We start from the raw sequence: 23,529 nt of genomic DNA on the forward strand, positions 1-23,529 counted from the left end.
CGACCGCCGACGACCATCCTGGCGGACAAGCGTAAGGGCCCCTCGCGTGAGAACGACCAAGCCAATACGCATAACGAACTCGTAGAGTACCGGGAGCCCACCTGCCGGGTCAAAACATGGTCCCACCGGTCATGATCCCACCGGCCGCCACACCCTGCTACCGGGCCCGCGCCACGCGCCCCTCGTCCCACACCGGCTCCGGGACCTCGCGGACCTTGCCGTCCGCGCCGAAGACCAGGAAACGGTCGAAGGAACGGGCGAACCAGCGGTCGTGCGTCACCGCCAGCACCGTCCCCTCGTACGCCTCCAGCCCCTCCTGCAACGCCTCCGCGCTCTCCAGGTCCAGGTTGTCCGTCGGCTCGTCCAGCAGCAGGGCCGTGGTCCCCGCCAGCTCCAGGAGGAGGATCTGGAAGCGGGCCTGCTGGCCGCCGGAGAGCTTCTCGAAGGGCTGGTCACCCTGCTTCTCCAGCTCGTACCGGCGCAGCACGGACATCGCGCCGCCGCGGTCCTTGGCGTGCTCGGTCCACAGGATGTCCACGAGCGTGCGGCCCATCAGCTCGGGGTGGGCGTGCGTCTGCGCGAAGTGGCCGGGGACGACGCGGGCGCCCAGCTTCCACTGCCCGGTGTGGGTGACGCCCTCGCCGGCGAGCAGCCGCAGGAAGTGGGACTTGCCGGAGCCGTTGGAGCCCAGCACCGCGACCCGCTCGCCGTAGAAGATCTCCAGGTCGAACGGCTTCATCAGGCCGGTGAGCTCCAGGCCGGCGCAGGTCACCGCGCGCACGCCGGTGCGTCCGCCGCGCAGCCGCATCCGGATGTCCTGCTCGCGCGGCGGCTCCGGCGGCGGGCCCGCCTCCTCGAACTTGCGCAGCCGGGTCTGGGCGGCGGCGTAGCGGGAGGCCATTTCGTGGCTGACCGCCGCGGCCTGCCGCAGGTTGACCACCAGCTTCTTCAACTGGGCGTGCTTCTCGTCCCAGCGGCGGCGCAGCTCCTCGAAGCGGGCGAAGCGCTCCTTGCGGGCCTCGTGGTACGTGCCGAAGCCGCCGCCGTGCACCCAGACGTCGCTGCCCGCCGGGCCCGGCTCGACGCTGATGATCTTCTCAGCGGAGCGGGCCAACAGTTCGCGGTCGTGGGAGACGAAGAGGACCGTCTTCTTCGTCTCGCGCAGCCTCTCCTCCAGCCAGCGCTTGCCGGGGACGTCGAGGTAGTTGTCCGGCTCGTCCAGCAGGAGGACCTCGTCGGTGCCGCGCAGCAGCGACTCCAGCACCAGGCGCTTCTGCTCGCCGCCGGAGAGGGTGCGCACCTGCCGCCACTGGGCCTGCTCGTACGGCACGCCGAGGGCCGCCATGGTGCAGATGTCCCACATGGTCTCGGCCTCGTAGCCGTGCGCCTCGGCCCAGTCGGACAGGGCCTGGGCGTAGGCCATCTGCGCGGCCTCGTCGTCCACCGTCATGATCGCGTGCTCGGCCGCGTCGACGGCCGCGGCCGCCTGCCGGATCCGCGGCTGGGCGACCGTGAGCAGCAGGTCACGGACCGTGCGGTCGTCCCGCACGGACCCCACGAACTGGGGCATCACCCCGAGCCCGCCGGTGACCGTGACCGAGCCGCCGTGCGGCTGGAGCTCCCCGGCGATCAGGCGCAGCAGCGTGGTCTTGCCCGCGCCGTTGGCCCCCACCAGGGCCACCGCCGCCCCTTCGCCCACGCGGAACGACACATCGCCCAGCAAGGCCCTACCGTCCGGGAGGTAGTACTCCAGATGTGCCGCTTCCACATGTCCCATGCGGGGATTCTCTCCGCTCCCGGGGCAGTCGCCCAACCGGTTTACGATGCACGCCATGAGCTTTGGGCAGGGAGGGCCGCACGGGGCCCCGGGGGATCAGCCGTCCACGCCGCAGTGGGGGCCGCCGCCTCATGCGCCCCAGGCACCCCAGGGGTCTCCACAGCCTCCTGCGCCCCAGCCGCCTCCGCAGATACCGCCGGCTGCGGCACCGGGCGCCCCCTGGCACCAGCAGATACCCGGCCGGACGGCCACCCCCGACTGGGGACGGCTCGCCGACGAGGCCGCCGCCCGCGGCCGCCGCCGCACCTGGCTGCTGGCCGGCGGCGGCGTCCTGGCCGCCGGCGCGATCGCCGCGATCGTGGCCACCGCCGTGATGATGTCCGGCAAGGACGACGACAAGGCCCTGCCCTCCCCCGAGAAGCTGCCCAGCGCCTCCGCGGGCTCCCCCGAGCCGACGTTCTCGCAGGTGGCCCCGCCCAACCCGCGCGAGTTCATCGCCAGCGAGGAGAAGGACACCGCGCCGCTCTCCACCAAGACGCTCTTCCCGCACACCAAGCCCGTCCTCGACAAGCGCACCTACAAGCGGGTGGCCACCGACACCACCACCGACTGCGCCTCCGCCACCCAGGGCGGCCTGGGCCAGGTCCTCGCCGACAACGGCTGCCAGAAGGTGCTGCGCTCCACCTACGAGCGGGACGGCGTCGCCGTCACCGTCGGCGTCGCCGTCTTCGCCGACAAGGCCGCCGCCGACAAGGCGAAGGAGCAGGCCACGGGCAACATCACCGCCCTCTCCGGGGACGACGGCCCCGCCTTCTGCCGCGCCACCGCCTGCCGGCTCACGGCGAACGCCGAGGGCCGCTACGCCTACTTCACCGTCGCCGGCTACACCAACGGCAGCGCCGTCACCTCCGACGACACCAAGGCCCTGCAGGCCGGCCGGGACGTCGCCGGCTACACCTTCCGCCGGATCATGTACCGGGCCAACGCACTGGCCGCGGCCTCCGTCTCGCCCAAGCCGTCGGCCAAGCCCTCCGACAAGGGCTCCGACAAGACGGTCTCCGACAAGCCCCCGGCCAAGTCCTCCCCGTCCCCGTCCGAGAAGGACTGACCACCGCGGCGACGTACGGTCTACGACGACGTACGGCCTACTCCGCACCGTCGCCGTCGTTCTCGCCGTCCCCCGCCTCACCGCCCTCACCGGGCCCCGCCCCGGGGCCGGCGTGCGGCGGCGGGGCCGTGGGCGGCCGCTCCGCCCGCTGCAGCGCCTCCACCTTCGCGACCTGCGCCGCCAGCAGCGCCTGCGGGATCTCCACGGCCCCTGGGTCGGACAGGTGCGTCGCGAAGAACATCGCCAGCGTGGCCCCCGTCCGCACGACCGTGACCAGGCTCGGAGCCCGCTCCGCCGCATTGACCAGGCGGTACGCCATCGCCTCGTCGCCCAGGCGCGGCGCCGGCAGCGCCCGTACCGCCTCGAACCGCTGCGGCTGGCCCTCACCGGTCTCCATCGCGAAACCGCCCGCACAGTCCTCCGCCGCCGACCGCAGCGCCCGCAACGTGCTCCGCGCCCCGTCGCCCGCGTACGTGGAGACCCGGATCGTGCCCAGCAGCCCCTGGAAGCCCTGCTCCCTGGTGGCCTTGGCGAAGGTGTTGACGACCGAGGCCACGGGCGCGGGCTGCGGCTGCGAACCCAGCGCCACCACCAGCGGCCGGCACGCCCGGCTGTCGGTGCTGGGCAGACCGTGCCCGGCCGTGCTCGCCGACGCCCGCTCCACCACGAAGCCCGGCACCTCCCGCGGCCCCAGCTCCGCGTGGCGCAGCTGGGCGTGCCCGAGCACCCGCACCACCTCGTGCTCGTCCTTGTCCTCGGCGGCACCGCCCGCCTCCCCCGCGCCGCCCGCGCCGCCCGCACCGCCGGACCGGCCGATGCCGCAGCCGGCCGCGAGGCCCAGCACCAAGGCCGCCGAGACCACCACCGCCACCTTCGCCCTCACGCGTTCCGCCTCCCAGCGCCCACCGAGCGGTCTCCTCCACACCTTCTTGCGGCGTGACCCAAGCCACAATGTAGGCTGCGCAGGCAACCGAAATCCCTCCCAACGGTCTCCACCGGCGGTTCGGACCACGCCGGAACCGACGGACCGATCAGCAAGGGAAGACCCGGACACCACCCACGCCAGGGGGAAGGACCGGCGCGACGCCCCCGGCGCGTCGCGCAGACACGCCATGAAGATCTCTTTCCTTTTGCAGAACGCCTACGGCATCGGCGGCACCATCCGCTCCACGTTCAACGTCGCCGGCGCCCTCGCCGCCCGGCACGACGTGGAGATCGTGTCCACGATCAGGAGCGGCGACAAACCCCGCCTCCCGCTTCACCCCAAGGTGCGGCTGGTCAACCTCATCGACCGGCGCGCCGAGAAGGGCGCCGACCGCGACCACCCGCTGCTCGCCCAGGACAGCAAGCACGTCCCCCCGGTCGAGGCCAAGGGCGCGCACTTCAGCGCCCTCACCGACGAGCGCGTCGCCGAGCACCTGGCCACGACCGACGCCGACGTCGTCGTCGCCACCCGTCCCGGCCTGGTGATGTACCTCGCCGAGTTCGGACAGGACCGCTACCTGCGCATCGGCCAGGAACACCGGATCTACGGCACCCACGAGCCGACCATCCGCGCCTGCCAGGACGCCGCCATCCCCGCCCTCGACGCGCACACCACCGTCTCCGAGGCGGACGCGGCCACCCACCGCGAGCAGTTCCCCGGCATCCGGACGAAGATCGTCTGCCTGCCCAACGGCTGCCCCCCGTCCGAGGTCGAGCCCTCCGACTCCAGCGCCAAGCTGGTCGTCGCCGCCGGCCGCCTCATCCCCGTCAAGCGCTACGACCTGCTCGTACGCGCCTGGGAGACCGTCGCGGCCACCCGCCCCGACTGGAAGCTGCGCATCTACGGCCGCGGCCCCGAGCTGGCCAAGCTGCGCACCCAGATCGACACGCTCGGCCTGAACGAGGCCATCACCCTCATGGGCGCCCACTCCCCCATCGAGACCGAATGGGCCAAGGGCTCCATCGCCGCCGTGACCTCCCGCGAGGAGTCGTTCGGCATGACGATCGTCGAGGCCATGGGCTGCGGCGTCCCCGTCGTCGCCACCGACTGCCCGCACGGCCCCGGCGAGATCATCACCGACGGCGAGGACGGCCTGCTCGTCCCCGTCGGCGACAGCGACGCCATCGCCAAGGGCCTGCTCAAGCTCATCGAGGACGACGAGCTGCGCCGCGCCATGGGCGCCGCCGCCCGCACCTCCGCCCAGCGCTACGCACCCGAACGCATCGCCGACGCCTACCTGGAGCTGATCGACAGCCTCGGCGGCCCGCGCACCGCCGCGACCCCGGACGCGGACGCCGCGAGCGCCCCCGCCGCCCGGCCCGCCCCGAAGCCCGCCGCCGCGGCCCCGAAGCCCCTGCCGCTCGCCAAGCGGCTGCGGCGCACGGTCGGCAAACTGGTCAGGCCGCTGCGCCGCCGGCCGGCCGCCGCCCCCGCCACCGCACAGCCGAAGAAGGCCCAGAAGGCCACCGCCGCCAAGCCGCTGCGCCCGGTCGCCTCGTGCCGCGTCGACGCCGACGGCAACATCCTCGTCTCGGTCCAGCGCAAGGGCGCCAGCGGCGACAAGCTGACCCTCACCGTCACCCGCCGCAAGGAGGGCAAGCCCGTCGAGGTCCCCCTGCAGCCCGCCGCCGACGGACGCGGCCCCTACACGGCCGTACTCGACCGCACGGCGCTGCGCCTGGGCGAAGGCCGCTGGGACCTGCACGTGGTCCGCGCCGACGACAAGGCCCGCCGCCGCGTGGTGGCCCACCTCGCCGAAGGCCGCGGCCTGCTCGGCCTGGAACCGCTGCCCGGCACCCCGTTCACCTGGTGGGTGCCCTACCCGACCGTCGACGGCTACCTCGCCCTGCGCGCCTGGCACCGCGAGGCCCACGCCGAAGCCCGCTCCGTGCGGGCGGCGGACGACGCGCTCACGGTCGAAGGCACCCTGTACGGCGTGGAGTTGACGACCGACGACACACCGGCCGTCATCGGCACGCCGCGCGGCGACAACGCCGCCGGGGTCACCGTGGACGTCGAGACGCCGACCCCGGACACCTTCCGCTTCACCCTCCCGTACGAGCGGCTGCGCGCGGCACGCGAGGGCGACGAGGCCGTCACGTGGGACCTGGCCCTGCGAACGACCGCCGGAGCCAAGCCCGTTCGCATCGCCCGCCTGACCGGCGACATCGTCGACCGCAACAAGACCGACCTCTACCCGGCGACGGCGGGCGTCCGCCCGTACTTCACGGTCAACAGCGACCTCGCCGTCAACCTGGCGGCAGGCACCGACAGCTGACGCTGCGCCGGACAAACAGAAGACGCCGGGCGGGCCGGTAACTCCGGCCCGCCCGGCGCCCTTCGAGGACCTCGCGCCCCCAGGACCCGGCCTAGCAGCACCCGGCGCCGGGCAGCGTCCGCTTGTTGCGGGCCGCCAGGTTCCGCGCCGCCAGCTCCGAGTCGGCCGGATACCCGACCTCCTCCAGCGTCAGCCCGTGCGGCCGCACGACGTGCACCGCCGAATCCCGCACCCCGGCCGCCAGCACCTGGCCCGGCCACTCCACCGGCCGGTGCCCGTCGCCGACGAACAGCATCGCGCCCACCAGCGAACGCACCATGTTGTGGCAGAAGGCGTCCGCGCGCACCGTCGCCGTGATGACGCCGGAGGTGTCCCGCTCCCAGCTCAGCTGCTGGAGCGTACGGATCGTCGTCGCGCCCTCGCGCTTCTTGCAGTACGCGGCGAAGTCGTGCTCGCCGACCAGCCGCTGCGCGGCGGCGTTCATCGCGTCCACGTCCAACGGCCAGTCGTGCCACAGCACATGACCGCGCAACAGCGGGTCGACCCCGCCGACGTGGTCGACGACCCGGTACGCGTAGCGCCGCCAGATCGCGGAGAAGCGCGCGTTGAAACCGGCCGGCGCCTCGGCGACCTTCCACACGCGGACGTCGTGCGACAGCCGGCCGGCGAGACGGCGCAGCAGCTTGTCCTCGTGTTCGGCCCACACCTCAGCCGGAAGATCGACATGGGCGACCTGGCCGCGGGCGTGGACTCCGGCGTCCGTACGGCCGGCGACCGTCAGCTCGTACGTCTCCTGGGACCGGGTCACGGTCCGGAGCGCGCTTTCGATCTCGCCCTGGACCGTGCGCTGGCCCTCGCGCTGCTTGGCCCAGCCGGAGAAGTCCTTGCCGTCGTACGACAGGTCCAGCCGCACCCGGACGAAACCGGGCGCCACCTCGTCACTCACCGAGTGTTCCTCTCAGAAATGCGGGACGGGCCCGCCCCCGGAAGGGGCGGGCCCGTCACTGACACGCATCAGCGTTGTCAGGCGTCCTTCGACTCCTCGGCCGGAGCCTCGGCGGCGGCCTCGGACTCCTTGACCGCACGCTTGGTGGCGGCCTCGGCCTCGGCGACGGTCGCCTTCTTGGCGATCTCACCCTCGACCAGCTCGATCACAGCCATCGGGGCGTTGTCGCCGCGACGGTTGCCGATCTTGGTGATGCGGGTGTAGCCACCCGGACGCTCGGCGAAGCGCGGCGCGATCTCGGTGAAGAGCACGTGCACGATGCCCTTGTCCGTGATCGTCTGCAGCACCTGGCGACGGTTGTGGATGTCGCCCTTCTTCGCCTTGGTGATCAGGCGCTCGGCGACCGGACGCAGGCGGCGGGCCTTGGCCTCGGTCGTCGTGATGCGGCCGTGCTCGAAGAGCGACTTGGCGAGGTTCGCCAGCATCAGCTTCTCGTGCGCGGCACCGCCGCCCAGACGGGCACCCTTGGTGGGACGCGGCATGGTGTTTCTCCTAGGTGTCTGCCCCGGCCGTATCAGGTACCGGAGTCAGTATCCGAGCAGGCGGTCGCCTGTCGGAGACCCGCGCCCCCGAAGGGGCGCGGGAAGGTATTCGATTTGCGGCTCCGCCGCGTGGGCGCGATCAGCCGAAGCCGACCCGCACCCGAAGACCGTCAGTACTGCTCGGTCTCCACGAAACCCGCATCCGCGTCGTCGTCGGCGCCAAAGGCGTCCGCGGCAGCGGTCGGGTCGAATCCGGGCGGGCTGTCCTTGAGGGCCAGGCCCATGCCGGCCAGCTTCGCCTTGACCTCGTCGATCGACTTCGCACCGAAGTTGCGGATGTCGAGCAGGTCGGCCTCGGAGCGGGCGACGAGCTCACCCACGGAGTGGATGCCCTCGCGCTTGAGGCAGTTGTACGACCGAACGGTGAGCTCCAGCTCCTCGATCGGCAGCGCCAGGTCGGCGGCCAGGGCGGCGTCCGTGGGGGACGGGCCCATGTCGATGCCCTCGGCGTCGATGTTGAGCTCGCGGGCCAGACCGAACAGCTCGACCAGGGTCTTACCGGCGGACGCCATGGCGTCGCGCGGGCGCATGGCCTGCTTGGTCTCGACGTCGACGATCAGCTTGTCGAAGTCGGTGCGCTGCTCGACACGGGTCGCCTCGACCTTGTAGGTGACCTTGAGAACCGGCGAGTAGATGGAGTCGACCGGGATGCGGCCGATCTCCTGGCCCACCTGCTTGTTCTGGACGGCGGAGACGTAGCCGCGACCGCGCTCGACGGTCAGCTCCATCTCCAGCTTGCCCTTGGCGTTCAGGGTCGCCAGGACCAGGTCGGGGTTGTGCACCTCGACGCCGGCCGGCGGGGCGATGTCGGCGGCGGTGACCAGACCCGGACCCTGCTTGCGCAGGTACATCACGACCGGCTCGTCGTGCTCCGAGGAGACGACCAGCTGCTTGATGTTCAGGATGAGGTCGGTGACGTCCTCCTTGACGCCCGGCACGGTGGTGAACTCGTGCAGGACACCGTCGATGCGGATGGACGTGACCGCCGCACCCGGGATCGAGGAGAGGAGCGTACGACGCAGGGAGTTGCCGAGGGTGTAGCCGAAGCCCGGCTCCAGCGGCTCGATCACGAACCGCGAGCGGAACTCGTCGACGACCTCTTCGGTCAGCGAGGGGCGCTGAGCGATCAGCATGCGATGAATCCTTCAGTCATGGACACCCACTATTTGATGTCCTCTGCTACTGCAAGGGTACGGGCGGCACGGCTCCCGTGAAGGGAGTCGTACCGCCCGGACACTCAGAACAACCGTGCGAAACGGCCTGCTGCGTCAGACGCGGCGGCGCTTCGGCGGACGGCAGCCGTTGTGCGGGGTGGGGGTGACGTCCTGGATGGAGCCAACCTCAAGACCGGTCGCCTGGAGCGAACGGATGGCGGTCTCGCGACCGGAGCCCGGGCCCTTGACGAAGACGTCAACCTTGCGCATGCCGTGCTCCTGCGCGCGGCGGGCGGCCGACTCGGCAGCCATCTGCGCGGCGAAGGGGGTGGACTTGCGCGAGCCCTTGAAGCCGACGTGGCCGGCGGAGGCCCAGGAGATCACGTTGCCCGTGGGGTCGGTGATCGAAACGATGGTGTTGTTGAACGTGCTCTTGATGTGCGCGTGGCCGTGAGCGACGTTCTTCTTTTCCTTGCGGCGCACCTTCTTGGCAGCGCCCTGACGACCCTTGGGGGGCATGTCTTACTCCTGATGGAGGGAGGTGGTCGGTCCTACAGCGAAGACCGCTGGTGAGCGTCCGCTGCGGACTACTTCTTGCCCGGCTTCTTCTTGCCGGCGATGGCGCGACGCGGGCCCTTGCGGGTACGGGCGTTCGTGCTGGTGCGCTGACCGTGGACGGGCAGGCCACGACGGTGACGCAGACCCTGGTAGCAGCCGATCTCGACCTTGCGGCGGATGTCGGCCTGGATCTCGCGACGGAGGTCACCCTCGGTCTTGAGGTTGGCGTCCACGTACTCGCGGATCTTGACCAGGTCCTCTTCGGGAAGGTCACGAACGCGGGTGTTCGGGTTCACACCGGTGGCGGCGAGAGTCGCCTGCGACTGGGTGCGGCCGATACCGAAGACGTAGGTGAGTGCAACCTCCACGCGCTTGTCGCGCGGGATGTCAACACCGGAAACGCGTGCCATTCAATGGCTCCAGTTGATTCTCGGGGGTCTTCCGCAGAGCCACTCCCGACCGCCGGCCCTTCCGTCTGGAAGAGCGGTACGTCCGGGTCCCCGGCCCCCGCCGGAGGTGTCGCCAGCCTGGGCTGGACGGGCCCTGCGTATGTACGTATTGCTATGCGTCGCGCGAAGAAACTGCGGAGTGCAGGTTCTGCGTCAGCCCTGGCGCTGCTTGTGGCGCAGGTTGTCGCAGATGACCATGACCCGGCCGTGGCGGCGGATCACCTTGCACTTGTCGCAGATCTTCTTGACGCTCGGCTTGACCTTCATGGGTGTGAGGTTCTCCGGGTCAGTGCCGGCGCCCCGCCGCGGCGGGGCGTCGACAAGATCTACTTGTAGCGGTAGACGATCCGGCCACGCGTGAGGTCGTACGGAGACAGCTCCACGACGACCCGGTCATCCGGGAGGATGCGGATGTAGTGCATCCGCATCTTGCCGCTGATGTGCGCGAGGACCTTGTGACCGTTCTGGAGCTCCACCTTGAACATGGCGTTCGGCAGAGACTCGATCACGGTGCCCTCAATCTCGATGGCACCTTGCTTCTTGGCCACGCTTCGCCTTTCGAATCGGCTACCTTGATCGACTCCCCCATATGCACGCAGGCATGCGGATACACGAGAGCCGACGCATCAGTCTACGTCAGGGCAACCGGAAAGCCTAATCCAGGGTCCTTGCCCCGCCGCAGAGATCCTTACGCCAGCGGATCCGGCGCCGCCGTCACGCCGTACTCCGCCAGCTTCGCGCGGCCGCCGTCGACCGCCGTCAGGACCAGGGGGCCCTGCTCCGTCACGGCGACGGAGTGCTCCCAGTGCGAGGACCAGCTCTTGTCGTCGGTGAGGACGGTCCAGTCGTCCGCCAGGACGTGGGTCTTCGCCGTGCCCAGGCTCACCATCGGCTCGATCGCGATGCAGAAGCCGGGGACCAGCTTCGGACCCTTGCCGCGCTTGCGGGAGACGTAGTTCAGCAGGTGCGGGTCCATGTGCATCTCGGAGCCGATGCCGTGGCCGCCGTAGTCCTCGATGATCCCGTACTTCCCGGAGGCCGGGCGGGGCTGGCGGCGGATGTAGCCCTCGATGGCCTTGGAGATGTCCACCAGGCGGTTGCCGTTCTTCACGGCCGCGATGCCGGCCCACATCGACTCCTCGGTCACCCGGGAGAGCTCGATCAGCTCCGGAGCGTGACCGGTGCCCACGAAGGCCGTGAAGGCCGCGTCGCCGTGCCAGCCGTCCACGATGGCGCCGGCGTCGATGGAGATGATGTCGCCGTCCTTCAGGACGGTCTTCCCGTCCGGGATGCCGTGGACGACGACCTCGTTCACCGAGGTGCAGATCGTGGCGGGGAAGCCGCCGTAGCCGAGGAAGTTCGACTTCGCCCCGTGCTCGGCGATCACCTTCCGCGCGACCTCGTCCAGGTCCTTGGTCGTGGCGCCGGGGACGGCGGCCTCCCGGGTGGCCGCGTGGATGGCGGCGACGACCAGTCCCGCCTCGCGCATCTTCGCGATCTGCTCGGGGGTCTTGATCTCGACCATGGACTGCCTTCCTCGGTTCTGCGGTGGGCGCGCCCTCGGGCGCGTGGGAACAACACTACGGCCGCGATGCCCGTGGGGGCATCGCGGCCGTGTTCGGCGTGCGTCAGGCGCGCGCGGGGAGGGCCTCCATGGCCCTCTGGGTCACCTCGGCGACCTTGCCGAGCGCCGAGATCGTCACCACCAGGCCCTGGGCCTTGTAGTAGTCGATGATCGGCTCGGTCTCGCTGTGGTAGACCTCCAGCCGCTTGCGGACGGTCTCCTCGCTGTCGTCCTCGCGCTGGTACAGCTCGCCACCGCACGTGTCGCAGATGCCCTCCGTCGCCGGCGGGTTGTAGATCACGTGGAAGATGTGGCTGCTGTCCTTGCGGCACATCCGGCGGCCGGCGATCCGCTTGACGACCTCGTCCTCCGGGACCTCCAGGTCCAGGACGGCGTCGAGCCGCAGCCCGTCCGCCGTGAGGATCTCGTCCAGCGCCTCGGCCTGGGCCAGGTTGCGCGGGAAGCCGTCGAGCAGGAAGCCGTCGGCGGCGTCCGGCTGCTCCATGCGGTCCCGGGCCATCCCGATCGTGACCTCGTCCGGCACCAGCTGGCCGGCACGCATGTACTCCTGGGCCTTCTGGCCGAGCGGCGTGCCCTGGCTGATGTTCGCCCGGAAGAGGTCACCCGTCGAGATGTGCGGGATCGCGAGGTTCTTGGCGAGGTACGCGGCCTGCGTACCCTTGCCGGCGCCGGGCGGGCCGACGAGGACGATTCGCATCAGCGGAGGAACCCTTCGTAGTTGCGCTGCTGAAGCTGGCTCTCGATCTGCTTCACAGTCTCCAGACCGACACCCACGATGATCAGGATGCTGGTTCCCCCGAACGGGAAGTTCTGGTTTGCGTTGAGTGTGACCAGTGCCACCGTGGGCACCAGGGCGATCAGCCCCAGATAGAGCGAGCCGGGCCACGTGATGCGGTTCAGCACGTAGCTCAAGTACTCCGCGGTGGGACGACCAGCCCGGATGCCCGGAATGAATCCACCATACTTCTTCATATTGTCGGCAACTTCTTCGGGGTTGAAGGAGATGGCGACGTAGAAGAAGGCGAAGAAAACGATCAGCAGGAAGTACGTGACCATGTAGATCGGGTGGTCGCCCTTGACCAGGTTGGCCTGGACCCAGTTGGCCCAGTCCGCCTTGGAGCCGGTGAACTGCACGAGCAGCGCCGGGATGTAGAGCAGCGACGAGGCGAAGATGACCGGGATCACACCGGCCTGGTTCACCTTCAGCGGGATGTAGGTGGACGTACCGCCGTAGGAACGGCGGCCGATCATGCGCTTCGCGTACTGGACCGGGATGCGGCGCTGGGCCTGCTCCACGAAGACGACCAGTGCGACCATCGCCAGACCGCAGAGGATCACCAGGCTGAACTCCAGCCAGCCGCCCATCAGCTTGCCCTGCATCTTGATCGCCCACAGGGCGCTCGGGAAGCCGGCCGCGATGGACGTGAACATCAGGATCGACATGCCGTTGCCGATGCCGCGGTCGGTGATCAGCTCACCGAGCCACATGATGATCGACGTGCCCGCGGTCATCGTGATGACCATGACGACCGTGGTGAAGATCGACTGGTTGGGCACGATCTGGTTGCCGACCGTGCAGTTGCCGAAGAGCGCACCGCTGCGTGCGGTGGCCACGAGGCCGGTGCCCTGGAGCACCGCGAGCGCGACGGTCAGGTAGCGGGTGTACTGGGTGATCTTGGTCTGACCGGACTGACCCTCCTTCTTGAGGGCTTCGAGTCTCGGAATGACGACGGTGAGAAGCTGAAGGATGATGCTCGCCGTGATGTACGGCATGATCCCCAGCGCGAAGATCGTGATCTGCAGCAGCGCACCACCGCTGAACATGTTCACGAGGCCGAAAAGGCCCATCCCGCTCTTGGCCTGGTCCATGCACGTCTGGACGTTGCGGTAGTCGACGCCGGGCACGGGCACGTGTGCCCCGAGCCGGAAGAGGACCATGATGCCCAGCGTGAACAGCAGCTTCTTGCGCAGGTCGGGCGTCTTGAACGCCCGGGCGAACGCGGTGAGCACGGTGCCTCCTGCGCCCCCCACGTGGCTACGTGAGAGGTGACGGTCTTGAGGATCGACGAATACGTAGTCAGTCAAAATCCGCACGGACACAGGCCGCGCGGAGATTAGCAGTGCACGCCACCTTACCGGCGACCGTGCCCCCCTTGGAACGACCAACCGGGGATGCCCCTTTTGGGACATCCCCGGTTGTCAGATCAACGAGCTCAGATGAGCTCGGTGACGGTGCCGCCTGCGGCGGCAATCTTCTCCTGGGCGGAGGCGGAGACGGCGTCGACCGTCACCTGCAGCGCCACGGAGATCTCGCCCTGGCCAAGGACCTTGACGAGCTCGTTCTTGCGAACAGCGCCCTTGGCGACCAGGTCGGCCACCGTGACCTCGCCACCCTGCGGGTAGAGCGCGGCCAGCTTGTCCAGGTTCACGACCTGGAACTGCTTGTGGGCAGGGTTCTTGAAGCCCTTGAGCTTCGGGAGACGCATGTGGAGGGGCATCTGCCCACCCTCGAAGCGCTCCGGAACCTGGTAACGGGCCTTCGTGCCCTTGGTACCACGACCTGCGGTCTTACCCTTGGACGCCTCACCACGACCGACACGGGTCTTGGCGGTCTTGGCGCCCGGGGCAGGACGGAGGTTGTGGACCTTCAGCGGGTTCTGCTCCGCCATGTCAGTCGACCTCCTCAACCGTCACGAGGTGGCGGACGGTGTGCACCATGCCGCGGATCTCGGGACGGTCCTCCTTGACAACCACGTCGTTCAGGCGCTTGAGCCCGAGCGAACGAAGGGTGTCGCGGTGGTTCTGCTTGCTGCCGATGTAGGACTTAACCTGCGTGACCTTGAGGCGAGCCATTACGCACCCGCCCCTGCACGCGCCCGCAGCAGTGCGGCGGGAGCGACGTCCTCAAGCGGCAGACCACGACGGGCGGCGATCTCCTCGGGACGCTGCAGTCCCTGGAGGGCCTCCACCGTGGCGTGCACGATGTTGATCGGGTTCGACGAACCGAGCGACTTCGACAGGATGTCGTGGACGCCGGCGCACTCGAGCACCGCACGCACCGGGCCACCGGCGATAACACCGGTACCGGGGGTGGCGGGCTTGAGCAGGACGACACCGGCCGCCTTCTCGCCCTGGATCGGGTGGGGGATGGTGCCCTGGATACGGGGGACCTTGAAGAAGTTCTTCTTGGCCTCTTCCACGCCCTTGGCGATGGCAGCCGGAACTTCCTTGGCCTTGCCGTAACCGACACCGACCGTGCCGTCACCGTCGCCCACCACGACCAGCGCGGTGAAGCTGAAGCGGCGACCACCCTTGACAACCTTGGCGACGCGGTTGATCGCGACTACGCGCTCAACGTACGCGGTCTTCTCGGCGGCAGCGCCACCGTCGCGACCCTTCCGGTCCCGCCGCTCGCCGCCACCGGCACCGCTTCCGCGGCGCTGGGGTCCAGCCATTGGATTTACCTCTCTCTGTTACGTCCGCTAGCTCCGGAACCGGGGCTTAGAACTTCAGCCCGGCTTCGCGGGCGGCGTCCGCCAGAGCGGCAATGCGCCCGGCGTACTGGTTGCCACCGCGGTCGAACACGACGGCCTCGACACCGGCGGCCTTGGCACGCTCGGCCACCAGGGCGCCGACCTTCTTGGCCTGGGCGCTCTTGTCGCCCTCGCCACCACGGATCGACGCGTCCAGGTGCGACGCCGACGCCAGGGTGTGACCCTTGAGGTCGTCGATGACCTGAGCGGTGATACCGCGGTTGGAGCGCGTCACGACGAGACGCGGGCGCTCGGCCGTACCCGACATGTTCTTGCGGATGCGGATGTGGCGGCGCTGCTTGGCGGCGCGCTTGTAAGCATCGCCCTTGGCGATCTTCACACCGTATGCCATGGCTTACTTACCAGCCTTTCCGACCTTGCGGCGGATGACCTCGCCCGCGTACTTCACGCCCTTGGCCTTGTAGGGGTCGGGCTTGCGAAGCTTGCGGATGTTGGCGGCAACCTCGCCGACCTTCTGCTTGTCGATGCCCTCGACACTGAGCTTGGTGGGCGACTCGACCTTGAAGGTGATGCCCTCGGGGGCCTCGATCAGGATCGGGTGGCTGTAGCCCAGGGAGAACTCCAGGTTGGAGCCCTTCGCCTGGACGCGGTAACCGACACCGCTGATCTCAAGAGCCTTGCTGTAGCCCTGGGTCACGCCGGTGATCATGTTCGCCACCAGCGTGCGGGACAGGCCGTGCAGGGCCTTGTTCTGACGCTCGTCGTTGGGACGGGTGACGTTCAGAACGCCGTCCTCGCCCTTGGCGATCTCGATGGGCGCGGAGATGGTCAGGTTCAGGGTGCCCTTGGGACCCTTCACCTGCACGTCACGGCCATCGATGGTGACGTCCACACCAGCGGGAACCTGGATGGGCAGCTTGCCAATACGCGACATTAGCTTTTCCTCCGTTCCCGATTACCAGACGTAGGCGAGGACTTCCCCACCCACGCCCTTCTTGCTGGCCTGCTGGCCGGTCAGGAGACCGTGGGACGTGGAGATGATCGCCACGCCCAGGCCGCCGAGGACCTTCGGCAGGTTGGTGGACTTTGCGTAGACCCGGAGGCCCGGCTTCGAAATCCGCTTGATGCCCGCGATGGAGCGCTCACGGTTCGGACCGAACTTCAGGTCGATGACGAGGGACTTGCCGACCTCGGCGTCCTCGACCTTCCAGCCGGCGATGTAGCCCTCCTGCTGCAGGATCTCGGCGATGTGCGCCTTGATCTTGCTGTGGGGCATGGCCACGGAGTCGTGGTAAGCCGAGTTCGCGTTCCGCAGACGGGTCAGCATGTCTGCGATCGGATCGGTCATGGTCATGTTTGGCCTTCGGCCTCTCTCGCCGGGGTTTCCTATGTGCGCCATCCCTCTCCCCGAACTGAGTCGGAGCGGGTGCGGCGCGGGGACCTACGGCGTAGTAAGACGGTCATGGGCGGCGGGCGCCCAACCCTTCAACTCTACGCGAGTGAAGGACTGGGCCCCACCGTCCTTGATGCTTACCGAGAGCCCTGGTCAACCCAAGTGGGTTGTTACCAGGAGCTCTTGGTCACGCCCGGCAGCTCGCCACGGTGAGCCATCTCACGAAGGCACACGCGGCAGAGGCCGAACTTGCGGTACACGGAGTGCGGACGGCCGCAGCGGTTGCAACGGGTGTACGCACGGACCGCGAACTTGGGCTTGCGCGCGGCCTTCGCGATCAGAGACTTCTTCGCCATCTCGGTCACGCCTCCTTGAAGGGGAAGCCGAGGTGACGAAGGAGGGCACGGCCCTCGTCGTCGTTGGTCGCCGTGGTCACCACGGTGATGTCCATACCCCGGACACGGTCGATCTTGTCCTGGTCGATCTCGTGGAACATGACCTGCTCCGTGAGACCGAAGGTGTAGTTGCCCCGACCGTCGAACTGCTTCGGGGACAGACCACGGAAGTCGCGGATGCGCGGGAGCGCGAGCGACAGGGTGCGGTCCAGGAACTCCCACATGCGGTCACCACGGAGGGTGACGTGGGCGCCGATCGGCTGGCCCTCACGCAGCTTGAACTGCGCGATGGACTTGCGAGCCTTGGTGACGGCGGGCTTCTGGCCGGTGATCGTGGTGAGGTCGCGGATGGCGCCCTCGATCAGCTTGGAGTCGCGGGCGGCGTCGCCCACACCCATGTTGACCACGATCTTGGTCAGGCCGGGAACCTGCATGATGTTCTCGTAGGAGAACTCCTCACGCAGCTTGCCGACGATCTCTTCGCGGTAGCGCAGCTTGAGACGCGGCGCGTTGGTGGTGGCAGTCATCAGATGTCCTCACCGGTGCGCTTGGCAACGCGGATCTTGTTGCCGTTCTCGTCGAAGCGGTAACCGACTCGCGTGACGACCTTCTTGCCGTCCTTCTCCACGACGAGCTGAACGTTGCTCACGTGGATGGGGGCCTCGGTCGTGACGATGCCGCCGGTCTGCGAACCACGAGCGGTCTGGCCGGCCTTGGTGTGCTTCTTGACCCGGTTGACACCCTCGACGAGGACGCGGTTCTCGCTGGGCATGGCCACGATGACCTTGCCCTGCTTGCCCTTGTCCTTACCGGTGATGACCTGAACCAGGTCGCCCTTCTTGATCTTCATCGGTTACAGCACCTCCGGCGCGAGCGAGACGATCTTCATGAACTTCTTCTCGCGCAGCTCTCGGCCCACGGGGCCGAAGATACGGGTGCCGCGGGGGTCACCGTCGTTCTTGAGGATGACGGCCGCGTTCTCGTCGAAGCGGATGTACGAGCCGTCCGGACGGCGGCGCTCCTTGACGGTGCGAACGATGACGGCCTTGACGACGTCACCCTTCTTCACGTTGCCGCCGGGGATCGCGTCCTTCACGGTGGCGACGATGACGTCACCGATGCCCGCGTAGCGGCGACCCGAGCCACCGAGAACACGGATGCAAAGGATCTCCTTGGCACCAGTGTTGTCGGCGACGCGAAGTCGCGACTCCTGCTGGATCACGTCTATCTCCTGATCGTCTGCCGGTTCCCGGCGGGGGCCCCGACGCTTCCTTCCGGAAGCGGCGGGAGCCCCGCGCCGAGCCTGGCGGAACTAGCCCGAGGGGAATTCCCCTCAGGAATTACTTGGCCTTCTCGAGGATCTCGACGACGCGCCAGCGCTTGGACGCCGACAGCGGACGCGTCTCCATCAGGAGGACGCGGTCGCCGACGCCGGCAGCGTTCTGCTCGTCGTGCGCCTTGAGCTTGTTCGTACGGCGGATGACCTTGCCGTACAGCGCGTGCTTGACGCGGTCCTCGACGGCGACGACGACGGTCTTGTCCATCTTGTCGCTGACGACGAGACCCTCACGGGTCTTGCGGAAACCGCGCTCGTTCGTCTCAGTCACATTCTTCTCGCTCATCAGGCGCTCTCCACCGTCTCGATGCCCAGCTCACGCTCGCGCATCAGGGTGTAGATCCGGGCGATGTCCTTACGGACGGACTTGAGCCGACCGTGGTTCTCAAGCTGCCCGGTCGCCGCCTGGAAGCGGAGGTTGAACAGCTCTTCCTTGGCCTCACGGAGCTTCGCGACGAGGTCCTCGTCGTTCAGCTCACGCAGCTCGGTCGCCTTGATACCAGCGGCCATCACGACTCACCTGCCTCGCGCCGAACAATGCGGCACTTCATCGGAAGCTTGTGAGCGGCGCGGGTCAGCGCCTCACGAGCGACCTTTTCGTTCGGGAAAGACAGCTCGAACATCACCCGACCGGGCTTGACGTTCGCGATCCACCACTCCGGAGAACCCTTACCGGAACCCATGCGGGTCTCGGCCGGCTTCTTCGTCAGCGGACGGTCCGGGTAGATGTTGATCCACACCTTGCCGCCACGCTTGATGTGACGGGTCATGGCGATACGAGCGGACTCGATCTGCCGGTTCGTCACGTAGGCCGGGGTCAGGGCCTGGATGCCGTACTCACCGAAGGCGAGCTCGGTGCCACCCTTGGCCATGCCGTTCCGCTTGGGGTGGTGCTGCTTGCGGTGCTTGACCCTGCGAGGGATCAGCATGTCGGTCAGGCCTCCGTTCCGGTGGACTCAGCCGGAGCAGCGGTGGCCTCGGCCTTGGGGGCCTCGGCAGCCTGCTGCGGCTTGCGGCCGCGGCCGCCACGCTCGCCACCACGGCCACCACGGGCCGGGCGGTCGCCGGCGCCACGGGACGGGCGGTTGCCCGCACGCGCAGCGGCGTTCTCGGCGCGGACCTCGGCGATGTTCTTGACGTCGCCCTTGTAGATCCAGACCTTCACGCCGATGCGGCCGAAGGTGGTCTTGGCCTCGAAGAAGCCGTAGTCGACGTTCGCGCGGAGCGTGTGCAGGGGCACACGGCCCTCGCGGTAGAACTCCGAGCGGGACATCTCGGCGCCGCCGAGACGGCCACCGCACTGGATCTTGATGCCCTTGGCGCCGGCCTTCATCGTCGACTGCATGCTCTTACGCATGGCGCGACGGAAGGAGACGCGGGAGGACAGCTGCTCGGCGACGGCCTGGGCCACCAGCTGAGCGTCGACCTCGGGGTTCTTGACCTCGAGGATGTTCAGCTGGACCTGCTTGCCGGTCAGCTTCTCCAGCTCGCCACGGATGCGGTCGGCCTCGGCGCCACGGCGGCCGATGACGATGCCCGGGCGGGCGGTGTGGATGTCAACGCGGACGCGGTCGCGGGTGCGCTCGATCTCAACCTTCGAGATACCGGCGCGCTCCATGCCCTTCGTCATCATGCGACGAATGGCAACGTCTTCCTTGACGTAGTCCTTGTACAGCTTGTCGGCGTACCAGCGGGACTTGAAGTCCGTGGTGATGCCGAGCCGGAACCCGTGCGGGTTAACCTTCTGGCCCATTACCGGGTTCCTTCCTTGCTGCTGACGACCACGGTGATGTGGCTGGTCCGCTTGCGGATCCGGTAGGCACGGCCCTGAGCACGCGGACGGAACCGCTTCAGGGTCGGGCCCTCGTCCACGAACGCCTCGCTGATGTACAGCGACGAAGCGTCCGTGTGGTCGTAGTTGTGCGCGGCGTTGGCAATGGCGCTGTCCAGCACCTTGCCCACCGGCACGCTCGCGGCCTGCGGGGCGAAACGCAGGACCGCCTGAGCCTCCGTGGCATCCATGCCACGGATGAGGTCCACCACGCGGCGGGCCTTCATGGGCGTGACGCGGATGTACCGCGCCTGGGCCCTGGCTTCCATGGTTGTCCCTTCGGTGTCAGTCATAGTCGTTCACACCCCGCCTTAGCGGCGCTTCGACTTGCGGTCGTCCTTGACGTGGCCGCGGAAGGTGCGGGTCGGCGAGAACTCGCCGAGCTTGTGGCCGACCATCGACTCGGTGACGAACACCGGGACGTGCGTCTTGCCGTTGTGCACCGCGAGCGTGTGGCCGAGCATGGCCGGCACGATCATGGAGCGACGGGACCAGGTCTTGATGACGTTCTTGGTACCGGCTTCGTTCTGAGCGTCCACCTTCTTGATGAGGTGTCCGTCGACGAAGGGTCCCTTCTTGAGACTACGCGGCATCTAAACCCGCTCCTAGCGCTTCTTGTTCGTCTTGCGGCGGCGGACGATGTACTTGTTGCTCGCCTTCTTGGGAGAACGAGTACGACCCTCCTTCTGACCCCACGGGGAGACCGGGTGGCGACCACCGGAGGTCTTGCCCTCACCACCACCGTGCGGGTGGTCAACCGGGTTCATCGCGACACCGCGGACGGTCGGGCGAACGCCCTTCCAGCGCATACGGCCGGCCTTGCCCCAGTTGATGTTCGACTGCTCGGCGTTGCCGACCTCGCCGACAGTGGCGCGGCAGCGGACGTCGACCAGGCGGACCTCGCCGGACGGCATGCGCAGGTGGGCGTAAGCGCCCTCCTTCGCCAGCAGCTGGACGGACGAACCGGCCGAGCGGGCGAACTTGGCGCCACCACCGGGACGGAGCTCGATCGCGTGGATCGTGGTACCGACCGGGATGTTGCGCAGCGGGAGGTTGTTGCCCGGCTTGATGTCGGCCGTGGGGCCGTTCTCAACCCGGTCACCCTGGCTGAGCTTCGCCGGGGCGATGATGTAGCGCTTCTCGCCGTCTGCGTAGTGCAGGAGCGCGATGCGCGCGGTGCGGTTCGGGTCGTACTCGATGTGAGCGACCTTGGCCGGCACGCCGTCCTTGTCGTGACGACGGAAGTCGATCACGCGGTAGGCGCGCTTGTGGCCGCCACCCTGGTGGCGGACGGTCACGCGACCGGTGTTGTTACGGCCACCCTTGCTGTGCAGCGGGCGGACCAGCGACTTCTCCGGCGTGGACCGCGTGATCTCGACGAAGTCGGCGACGCTGGAGCCACGACGGCCCGGGGTCGTCGGCTTGTACTTGCGGATACCCATTTCTCAGTCCTCGTCCGATTCCGGACGACTCGGACTCCTGGTTAGGAGACCGGGCCGCCGAAGATGTCGATACGGTCGCCCTCGGCGAGGGTCACGATGGCGCGCTTGGTGTTGGCGCGCTTGCCGAAACCGGTCTTGGTGCGCTTGCGCTTACCCTGACGGTTGATCGTGTTGACCCCGGTGACCTTGACCGAGAAGACCGCCTCGACGGCCTGCTTGATCTGGGTCTTGTTGGCGCGCGGGTCGACGATGAACGTGTACTTGTTCTCGTCCAGCAGCGCGTAGCTCTTCTCCGAGACAACCGGCTTGACCAGCAGGTCGCGCGGGTCCGAGAAGGTCTTGCTGGTGACGACGGCCTCAGTCATCAGGCCACGCTCCCTTCGGTCTCAGCGGCCTTGGGGCCAGACACGAAGGACTCGAAGGCGGCCTGGGTGAAGACCACGTCGTCGGAGACGAGCACGTCGTACGTGTTCAGCTGGCCCGGCTCCAGGATGTGCACCTGGGGCAGGTTGCGGGCGGACAGCCACGCGGCCTCGTCGGACCGGTCGGCGACCAGGAGCAGGTTCTTGCGCTCCGAGATCTTGCCGAGCAGGGTCTTGGCGGCCTTGGTGGACACCGCGCCGTCGACCACGCCGGTGACGACGTGGATACGGCTGTGGCGCGCCCGGTCGGAGAGGGCACCGCGCAGGGCGGCGGCCTTCATCTTCTTGGGGGTGCGCTGCGAGTAGTCACGCGGCACGGGACCGTGCACGACGCCACCACCGGCGAACTGCGGCGCGCGGGTCGAACCCTGACGGGCGCGACCGGTGCCCTTCTGGCGGTAAGGCTTCTTGCCACCACCACGGACCTCGCCACGGGTCTTGGTCTTGTGCGTGCCCTGACGGGCAGCGGCCAGCTGCGCGACGACGACCTGGTGGATCAGCGGAACGCTGACCTTCGCGTCGAAGATCTCCGCGGGGAGCTCGACGGTCCCGGCCTTGTCGCCTGCCGGCGAAAGGATGTCAATGGTGCTCATCGGTTACCTCAGGCCCCCTTGGCCGCGGTACGGACCAGGACGAGGCCGCCGTTCGGACCAGGAACCGCACCCTTGATCAGGAGCAGGCCCTTCTCCGCGTCAACGGCGTGGACGGTCAGGTTCTGGGTGGTGACCCGCTCGTTGCCCATGCGGCCCGCCATGCGGAGGCCCTTGAACACACGGCCCGGGGTGGCGCAGCCACCGATGGAACCGGGCGAGCGGTGCTTGCGCTGGGTGCCGTGACCGGCGCCGAGGCCCTTGAAGTTGTGACGCTTCATGACACCGGCGAAGCCCTTGCCCTTGCTCTTGCCCGTGACGTCAACCTTGACGCCGGACTCGAACACGGCAGCGGTGATCTCCTGGCCGAGCGTGTACTCGCTGGCGTCAGCGGTACGCAGCTCCACCAGGTGGCGGCGCGGGGTGACGTCGGCCTTGGCGAAGTGACCCTTGAGGGGCTTGTTCACCTTGCGCGGGTCGATCTCGCCGAAGGCGATCTGGACCGACTCGTAGCCGTCGATGTCGTTGGTGCGGACCTGGGTAACGACGCAGGGCCCGGCCTTGACGACGGTCACCGGGACGACACGGTTGTTCTCGTCCCAGACCTGGGTCATGCCGAGCTTCTCGCCCAGGACGCCCTTAATGTTCTTAGCCATCTCGCGCGTCACCTCAGAGCTTGATCTCGATGTCGACGCCCGCCGGCAGGTCGAGGCGCATGAGCGAGTCAACCGTCTTCGGCGTGGGGTCGAGGATGTCGATGAGGCGCTTGTGCGTGCGCATCTCGAAGTGCTCGCGCGAGTCCTTGTACTTGTGCGGCGACTTGATGACGCAGTACACGTTCTTCTCAGTGGGCAGCGGCACCGGGCCCGCGACCGACGCACCAGTGCGGGTCACCGTCTCGACGATCTTCTTCGCCGAGGAGTCGATGACCTCGTGGTCGTAGGCCTTGAGCCGGATGCGGATCTTCTGTCCCGCCATGGCTACTCAGTAGTCCTGTCTCTCGTAACGCTCTGGGACTCGGTGAGCCGCGGCCCGGAAACCTCCCGGAACGCTGCCGTTCTCCGCTCCACCTCCGACCCACGCGGTCGGGCGTGTCGCGCCCCTTCCAGCAAAATTTCCCAAAGGAAATTCCCTGCTCAAGGGGTTCGTGGGGGAAAAGCACCCACCGAGCGCCTGGCTGGGGC

At 68.4% G+C, this 23,529-nt stretch carries 35 protein-coding genes; 2 read left to right on the forward strand and 33 right to left on the reverse strand.

The features are described 5' to 3' along the window. Positions 1-157: 157 nt before the first annotated feature. Entirely contained in the window at positions 158-1,777 is a 1,620-nt protein-coding gene (locus tag IE182_RS21730; protein ID WP_190111577.1) for an ABC-F family ATP-binding cassette domain-containing protein, read from the reverse strand. Positions 1,778-1,832: 55 nt separating this feature from the next. On the opposite strand from IE182_RS21730, the gene IE182_RS21735 reads away from it, so the two are divergent. Continuing rightward, positions 1,833-2,885 (forward strand): hypothetical protein, encoded by a 1,053-nt coding sequence (locus IE182_RS21735; RefSeq protein ID WP_190111578.1) that lies wholly within the window; start codon positions 1,833-1,835, stop codon positions 2,883-2,885. Positions 2,886-2,922: 37 nt separating this feature from the next. Here the strand turns inward: IE182_RS21735 and IE182_RS21740 are convergent, their stop codons facing one another. Beyond that, positions 2,923-3,768 carry a hypothetical protein gene (locus IE182_RS21740; RefSeq protein ID WP_190111579.1) on the reverse strand — a complete coding sequence of 282 codons (846 nt, stop codon included), beginning with the start codon at positions 3,766-3,768 and terminating at the stop codon, positions 2,923-2,925. A 229-nt stretch (positions 3,769-3,997) separates the two neighbouring features. Here IE182_RS21740 and IE182_RS21745 point away from each other — a divergent pair, with 229 nt between their 5' ends. Continuing rightward, positions 3,998-6,148 carry a glycosyltransferase gene (locus IE182_RS21745; RefSeq protein ID WP_190111580.1) on the forward strand — a complete coding sequence of 717 codons (2,151 nt, stop codon included), beginning with the start codon at positions 3,998-4,000 and terminating at the stop codon, positions 6,146-6,148. A gap of 91 nt (positions 6,149-6,239) precedes the next feature. Here IE182_RS21745 and truA read toward each other — a convergent pair whose 3' ends face one another. The 31 genes from truA to rpsJ form a co-directional block, all read right to left on the reverse strand. Beyond that, positions 6,240-7,094, reverse strand: coding sequence for a tRNA pseudouridine(38-40) synthase TruA (gene truA / locus IE182_RS21750; protein ID WP_190111581.1), 855 nt, complete (start codon positions 7,092-7,094; stop codon positions 6,240-6,242). A gap of 77 nt (positions 7,095-7,171) precedes the next feature. Further along, the gene (rplQ, locus tag IE182_RS21755; protein ID WP_030368392.1) at positions 7,172-7,636 is read right to left on the reverse strand and encodes a 50S ribosomal protein L17; all 465 of its coding nucleotides are present in this window, start codon (positions 7,634-7,636) and stop codon (positions 7,172-7,174) included. A gap of 170 nt (positions 7,637-7,806) precedes the next feature. Further along, a complete protein-coding gene (locus IE182_RS21760) occupies positions 7,807-8,829 on the reverse strand; it encodes a DNA-directed RNA polymerase subunit alpha (protein ID WP_004946635.1) in 1,023 nt (340 codons plus the stop codon). Positions 8,830-8,964: 135 nt separating this feature from the next. After that, complete coding sequence (gene rpsK, locus IE182_RS21765) at positions 8,965-9,369, reverse strand: 30S ribosomal protein S11 (RefSeq protein ID WP_003948617.1); 405 nt, start codon at positions 9,367-9,369, stop codon at positions 8,965-8,967. A 68-nt stretch (positions 9,370-9,437) separates the two neighbouring features. Next, positions 9,438-9,818, reverse strand: a complete 381-nt coding sequence (rpsM, locus tag IE182_RS21770; RefSeq protein ID WP_030368393.1) for a 30S ribosomal protein S13 — start codon at positions 9,816-9,818, stop codon at positions 9,438-9,440. 192 nt (positions 9,819-10,010) lie between these two features. After that, on the reverse strand, positions 10,011-10,124 hold the full coding sequence (gene rpmJ / locus IE182_RS21775) for a 50S ribosomal protein L36 (RefSeq protein ID WP_003956441.1): 114 nt from the start codon (positions 10,122-10,124) through the stop codon (positions 10,011-10,013). A gap of 59 nt (positions 10,125-10,183) precedes the next feature. Further along, on the reverse strand, positions 10,184-10,405 hold the full coding sequence (gene infA, locus IE182_RS21780; protein ID WP_003956442.1) for a translation initiation factor IF-1: 222 nt from the start codon (positions 10,403-10,405) through the stop codon (positions 10,184-10,186). Between the two features lie 140 nt (positions 10,406-10,545). Then, positions 10,546-11,382 carry a type I methionyl aminopeptidase gene (gene map, locus IE182_RS21785; RefSeq protein WP_190111582.1) on the reverse strand — a complete coding sequence of 279 codons (837 nt, stop codon included), beginning with the start codon at positions 11,380-11,382 and terminating at the stop codon, positions 10,546-10,548. Positions 11,383-11,485: 103 nt separating this feature from the next. Next, positions 11,486-12,139 (reverse strand): adenylate kinase, encoded by a 654-nt coding sequence (locus IE182_RS21790; protein WP_190111583.1) that lies wholly within the window; start codon positions 12,137-12,139, stop codon positions 11,486-11,488. Beyond that, positions 12,139-13,452 carry a preprotein translocase subunit SecY gene (gene secY, locus IE182_RS21795; protein ID WP_190111584.1) on the reverse strand — a complete coding sequence of 438 codons (1,314 nt, stop codon included), beginning with the start codon at positions 13,450-13,452 and terminating at the stop codon, positions 12,139-12,141. The genes IE182_RS21790 and secY overlap by 1 nt, the downstream gene beginning before the upstream one ends. A gap of 203 nt (positions 13,453-13,655) precedes the next feature. Beyond that, positions 13,656-14,111 carry a 50S ribosomal protein L15 gene (rplO, locus tag IE182_RS21800; RefSeq protein ID WP_189454756.1) on the reverse strand — a complete coding sequence of 152 codons (456 nt, stop codon included), beginning with the start codon at positions 14,109-14,111 and terminating at the stop codon, positions 13,656-13,658. A 1-nt stretch (position 14,112) separates the two neighbouring features. After that, entirely contained in the window at positions 14,113-14,295 is a 183-nt protein-coding gene (gene rpmD / locus IE182_RS21805; RefSeq protein WP_018558884.1) for a 50S ribosomal protein L30, read from the reverse strand. Further along, a complete protein-coding gene (gene rpsE, locus IE182_RS21810) occupies positions 14,295-14,897 on the reverse strand; it encodes a 30S ribosomal protein S5 (protein ID WP_190111585.1) in 603 nt (200 codons plus the stop codon). The genes rpmD and rpsE overlap by 1 nt, the downstream gene beginning before the upstream one ends. Before the next feature lie 46 nt (positions 14,898-14,943). Beyond that, positions 14,944-15,327: a 50S ribosomal protein L18 gene (gene rplR / locus IE182_RS21815; RefSeq protein WP_179081375.1), complete on the reverse strand. Its 384-nt coding sequence runs from the start codon at positions 15,325-15,327 to the stop codon at positions 14,944-14,946. Between the two features lie 3 nt (positions 15,328-15,330). After that, on the reverse strand, positions 15,331-15,870 hold the full coding sequence (rplF, locus tag IE182_RS21820; protein ID WP_190111586.1) for a 50S ribosomal protein L6: 540 nt from the start codon (positions 15,868-15,870) through the stop codon (positions 15,331-15,333). Between the two features lie 21 nt (positions 15,871-15,891). Further along, positions 15,892-16,290 (reverse strand): 30S ribosomal protein S8, encoded by a 399-nt coding sequence (gene rpsH / locus IE182_RS21825; protein ID WP_058046822.1) that lies wholly within the window; start codon positions 16,288-16,290, stop codon positions 15,892-15,894. Between the two features lie 209 nt (positions 16,291-16,499). Then, positions 16,500-16,685 (reverse strand): type Z 30S ribosomal protein S14, encoded by a 186-nt coding sequence (locus IE182_RS21830; protein ID WP_071964550.1) that lies wholly within the window; start codon positions 16,683-16,685, stop codon positions 16,500-16,502. Positions 16,686-16,690: 5 nt separating this feature from the next. After that, positions 16,691-17,251 (reverse strand): 50S ribosomal protein L5, encoded by a 561-nt coding sequence (gene rplE / locus IE182_RS21835; RefSeq protein WP_086567288.1) that lies wholly within the window; start codon positions 17,249-17,251, stop codon positions 16,691-16,693. Beyond that, positions 17,251-17,574 carry a 50S ribosomal protein L24 gene (gene rplX / locus IE182_RS21840; RefSeq protein ID WP_030368405.1) on the reverse strand — a complete coding sequence of 108 codons (324 nt, stop codon included), beginning with the start codon at positions 17,572-17,574 and terminating at the stop codon, positions 17,251-17,253. Before rplX ends, rplE begins: the two co-directional genes overlap by 1 nt. 3 nt (positions 17,575-17,577) lie before the next feature. Further along, positions 17,578-17,946: a 50S ribosomal protein L14 gene (gene rplN, locus IE182_RS21845; protein WP_087927567.1), complete on the reverse strand. Its 369-nt coding sequence runs from the start codon at positions 17,944-17,946 to the stop codon at positions 17,578-17,580. Positions 17,947-18,064: 118 nt separating this feature from the next. Beyond that, the gene (gene rpsQ / locus IE182_RS21850; RefSeq protein WP_086567292.1) at positions 18,065-18,346 is read right to left on the reverse strand and encodes a 30S ribosomal protein S17; all 282 of its coding nucleotides are present in this window, start codon (positions 18,344-18,346) and stop codon (positions 18,065-18,067) included. Next, a complete protein-coding gene (rpmC, locus tag IE182_RS21855; RefSeq protein ID WP_030368408.1) occupies positions 18,346-18,570 on the reverse strand; it encodes a 50S ribosomal protein L29 in 225 nt (74 codons plus the stop codon). Before rpmC ends, rpsQ begins: the two co-directional genes overlap by 1 nt. Further along, positions 18,570-18,989, reverse strand: a complete 420-nt coding sequence (gene rplP / locus IE182_RS21860) for a 50S ribosomal protein L16 (RefSeq protein ID WP_106677952.1) — start codon at positions 18,987-18,989, stop codon at positions 18,570-18,572. Before rplP ends, rpmC begins: the two co-directional genes overlap by 1 nt. A 5-nt stretch (positions 18,990-18,994) precedes the next feature. After that, a complete protein-coding gene (gene rpsC / locus IE182_RS21865) occupies positions 18,995-19,813 on the reverse strand; it encodes a 30S ribosomal protein S3 (RefSeq protein WP_071964543.1) in 819 nt (272 codons plus the stop codon). Next, positions 19,813-20,160 (reverse strand): 50S ribosomal protein L22, encoded by a 348-nt coding sequence (rplV, locus tag IE182_RS21870; protein WP_031012097.1) that lies wholly within the window; start codon positions 20,158-20,160, stop codon positions 19,813-19,815. Before rplV ends, rpsC begins: the two co-directional genes overlap by 1 nt. 42 nt (positions 20,161-20,202) lie before the next feature. After that, positions 20,203-20,484 (reverse strand): 30S ribosomal protein S19, encoded by a 282-nt coding sequence (gene rpsS, locus IE182_RS21875; RefSeq protein ID WP_004950443.1) that lies wholly within the window; start codon positions 20,482-20,484, stop codon positions 20,203-20,205. A gap of 12 nt (positions 20,485-20,496) precedes the next feature. After that, positions 20,497-21,333: a 50S ribosomal protein L2 gene (gene rplB, locus IE182_RS21880; protein WP_071964544.1), complete on the reverse strand. Its 837-nt coding sequence runs from the start codon at positions 21,331-21,333 to the stop codon at positions 20,497-20,499. 41 nt (positions 21,334-21,374) lie between these two features. Next, positions 21,375-21,698, reverse strand: a complete 324-nt coding sequence (gene rplW, locus IE182_RS21885) for a 50S ribosomal protein L23 (RefSeq protein ID WP_058046827.1) — start codon at positions 21,696-21,698, stop codon at positions 21,375-21,377. Next, a complete protein-coding gene (rplD, locus tag IE182_RS21890; RefSeq protein WP_190111587.1) occupies positions 21,698-22,348 on the reverse strand; it encodes a 50S ribosomal protein L4 in 651 nt (216 codons plus the stop codon). The genes rplW and rplD overlap by 1 nt, the downstream gene beginning before the upstream one ends. 8 nt (positions 22,349-22,356) lie before the next feature. Beyond that, positions 22,357-23,001 carry a 50S ribosomal protein L3 gene (gene rplC / locus IE182_RS21895; RefSeq protein ID WP_058942728.1) on the reverse strand — a complete coding sequence of 215 codons (645 nt, stop codon included), beginning with the start codon at positions 22,999-23,001 and terminating at the stop codon, positions 22,357-22,359. A gap of 13 nt (positions 23,002-23,014) precedes the next feature. After that, on the reverse strand, positions 23,015-23,323 hold the full coding sequence (gene rpsJ, locus IE182_RS21900) for a 30S ribosomal protein S10 (protein ID WP_003948644.1): 309 nt from the start codon (positions 23,321-23,323) through the stop codon (positions 23,015-23,017). Positions 23,324-23,529: the final 206 nt, after the last annotated feature.

The organism is Streptomyces cinnamoneus (assembly GCF_014650495.1).
GTDB classification, from domain to species: Bacteria; Actinomycetota; Actinomycetes; order Streptomycetales; family Streptomycetaceae; genus Streptomyces; species Streptomyces cinnamoneus.

What these genes read in the sequence shown, in the direction of transcription:
- IE182_RS21730 (WP_190111577.1), bottom strand. Translation starts at nt 1,777, where the DNA reads ATGGGACATGTGGAAGCGGCACATCTGGAGTACTACCTCCCGGACGGT.
- IE182_RS21735 (WP_190111578.1), top strand. Translation starts at nt 1,833, where the DNA reads ATGAGCTTTGGGCAGGGAGGGCCGCACGGGGCCCCGGGGGATCAGCCG.
- IE182_RS21745 (WP_190111580.1), top strand. Translation starts at nt 3,998, where the DNA reads ATGAAGATCTCTTTCCTTTTGCAGAACGCCTACGGCATCGGCGGCACC.
- rplQ (WP_030368392.1), bottom strand. Translation starts at nt 7,636, where the DNA reads ATGCCGCGTCCCACCAAGGGTGCCCGTCTGGGCGGCGGTGCCGCGCAC.
- IE182_RS21760 (WP_004946635.1), bottom strand. Translation starts at nt 8,829, where the DNA reads ATGCTGATCGCTCAGCGCCCCTCGCTGACCGAAGAGGTCGTCGACGAG.
- rpsK (WP_003948617.1), bottom strand. Translation starts at nt 9,369, where the DNA reads ATGCCCCCCAAGGGTCGTCAGGGCGCTGCCAAGAAGGTGCGCCGCAAG.
- rpsM (WP_030368393.1), bottom strand. Translation starts at nt 9,818, where the DNA reads ATGGCACGCGTTTCCGGTGTTGACATCCCGCGCGACAAGCGCGTGGAG.
- rpmJ (WP_003956441.1), bottom strand. Translation starts at nt 10,124, where the DNA reads ATGAAGGTCAAGCCGAGCGTCAAGAAGATCTGCGACAAGTGCAAGGTG.
- map (WP_190111582.1), bottom strand. Translation starts at nt 11,382, where the DNA reads ATGGTCGAGATCAAGACCCCCGAGCAGATCGCGAAGATGCGCGAGGCG.
- IE182_RS21790 (WP_190111583.1), bottom strand. Translation starts at nt 12,139, where the DNA reads ATGCGAATCGTCCTCGTCGGCCCGCCCGGCGCCGGCAAGGGTACGCAG.
- rplO (WP_189454756.1), bottom strand. Translation starts at nt 14,111, where the DNA reads ATGGCGGAGCAGAACCCGCTGAAGGTCCACAACCTCCGTCCTGCCCCG.
- rpmD (WP_018558884.1), bottom strand. Translation starts at nt 14,295, where the DNA reads ATGGCTCGCCTCAAGGTCACGCAGGTTAAGTCCTACATCGGCAGCAAG.
- rpsE (WP_190111585.1), bottom strand. Translation starts at nt 14,897, where the DNA reads ATGGCTGGACCCCAGCGCCGCGGAAGCGGTGCCGGTGGCGGCGAGCGG.
- rplR (WP_179081375.1), bottom strand. Translation starts at nt 15,327, where the DNA reads ATGGCATACGGTGTGAAGATCGCCAAGGGCGATGCTTACAAGCGCGCC.
- rplF (WP_190111586.1), bottom strand. Translation starts at nt 15,870, where the DNA reads ATGTCGCGTATTGGCAAGCTGCCCATCCAGGTTCCCGCTGGTGTGGAC.
- rpsH (WP_058046822.1), bottom strand. Translation starts at nt 16,290, where the DNA reads ATGACCATGACCGATCCGATCGCAGACATGCTGACCCGTCTGCGGAAC.
- IE182_RS21830 (WP_071964550.1), bottom strand. Translation starts at nt 16,685, where the DNA reads ATGGCGAAGAAGTCTCTGATCGCGAAGGCCGCGCGCAAGCCCAAGTTC.
- rplE (WP_086567288.1), bottom strand. Translation starts at nt 17,251, where the DNA reads ATGACTGCCACCACCAACGCGCCGCGTCTCAAGCTGCGCTACCGCGAA.
- rplX (WP_030368405.1), bottom strand. Translation starts at nt 17,574, where the DNA reads ATGAAGATCAAGAAGGGCGACCTGGTTCAGGTCATCACCGGTAAGGAC.
- rpsQ (WP_086567292.1), bottom strand. Translation starts at nt 18,346, where the DNA reads ATGAGCGAGAAGAATGTGACTGAGACGAACGAGCGCGGTTTCCGCAAG.
- rpmC (WP_030368408.1), bottom strand. Translation starts at nt 18,570, where the DNA reads ATGGCCGCTGGTATCAAGGCGACCGAGCTGCGTGAGCTGAACGACGAG.
- rplP (WP_106677952.1), bottom strand. Translation starts at nt 18,989, where the DNA reads ATGCTGATCCCTCGCAGGGTCAAGCACCGCAAGCAGCACCACCCCAAG.
- rpsC (WP_071964543.1), bottom strand. Translation starts at nt 19,813, where the DNA reads ATGGGCCAGAAGGTTAACCCGCACGGGTTCCGGCTCGGCATCACCACG.
- rplV (WP_031012097.1), bottom strand. Translation starts at nt 20,160, where the DNA reads ATGGAAGCCAGGGCCCAGGCGCGGTACATCCGCGTCACGCCCATGAAG.
- rpsS (WP_004950443.1), bottom strand. Translation starts at nt 20,484, where the DNA reads ATGCCGCGTAGTCTCAAGAAGGGACCCTTCGTCGACGGACACCTCATC.
- rplB (WP_071964544.1), bottom strand. Translation starts at nt 21,333, where the DNA reads ATGGGTATCCGCAAGTACAAGCCGACGACCCCGGGCCGTCGTGGCTCC.
- rplW (WP_058046827.1), bottom strand. Translation starts at nt 21,698, where the DNA reads ATGACTGAGGCCGTCGTCACCAGCAAGACCTTCTCGGACCCGCGCGAC.
- rplD (WP_190111587.1), bottom strand. Translation starts at nt 22,348, where the DNA reads ATGAGCACCATTGACATCCTTTCGCCGGCAGGCGACAAGGCCGGGACC.
- rplC (WP_058942728.1), bottom strand. Translation starts at nt 23,001, where the DNA reads ATGGCTAAGAACATTAAGGGCGTCCTGGGCGAGAAGCTCGGCATGACC.
- rpsJ (WP_003948644.1), bottom strand. Translation starts at nt 23,323, where the DNA reads ATGGCGGGACAGAAGATCCGCATCCGGCTCAAGGCCTACGACCACGAG.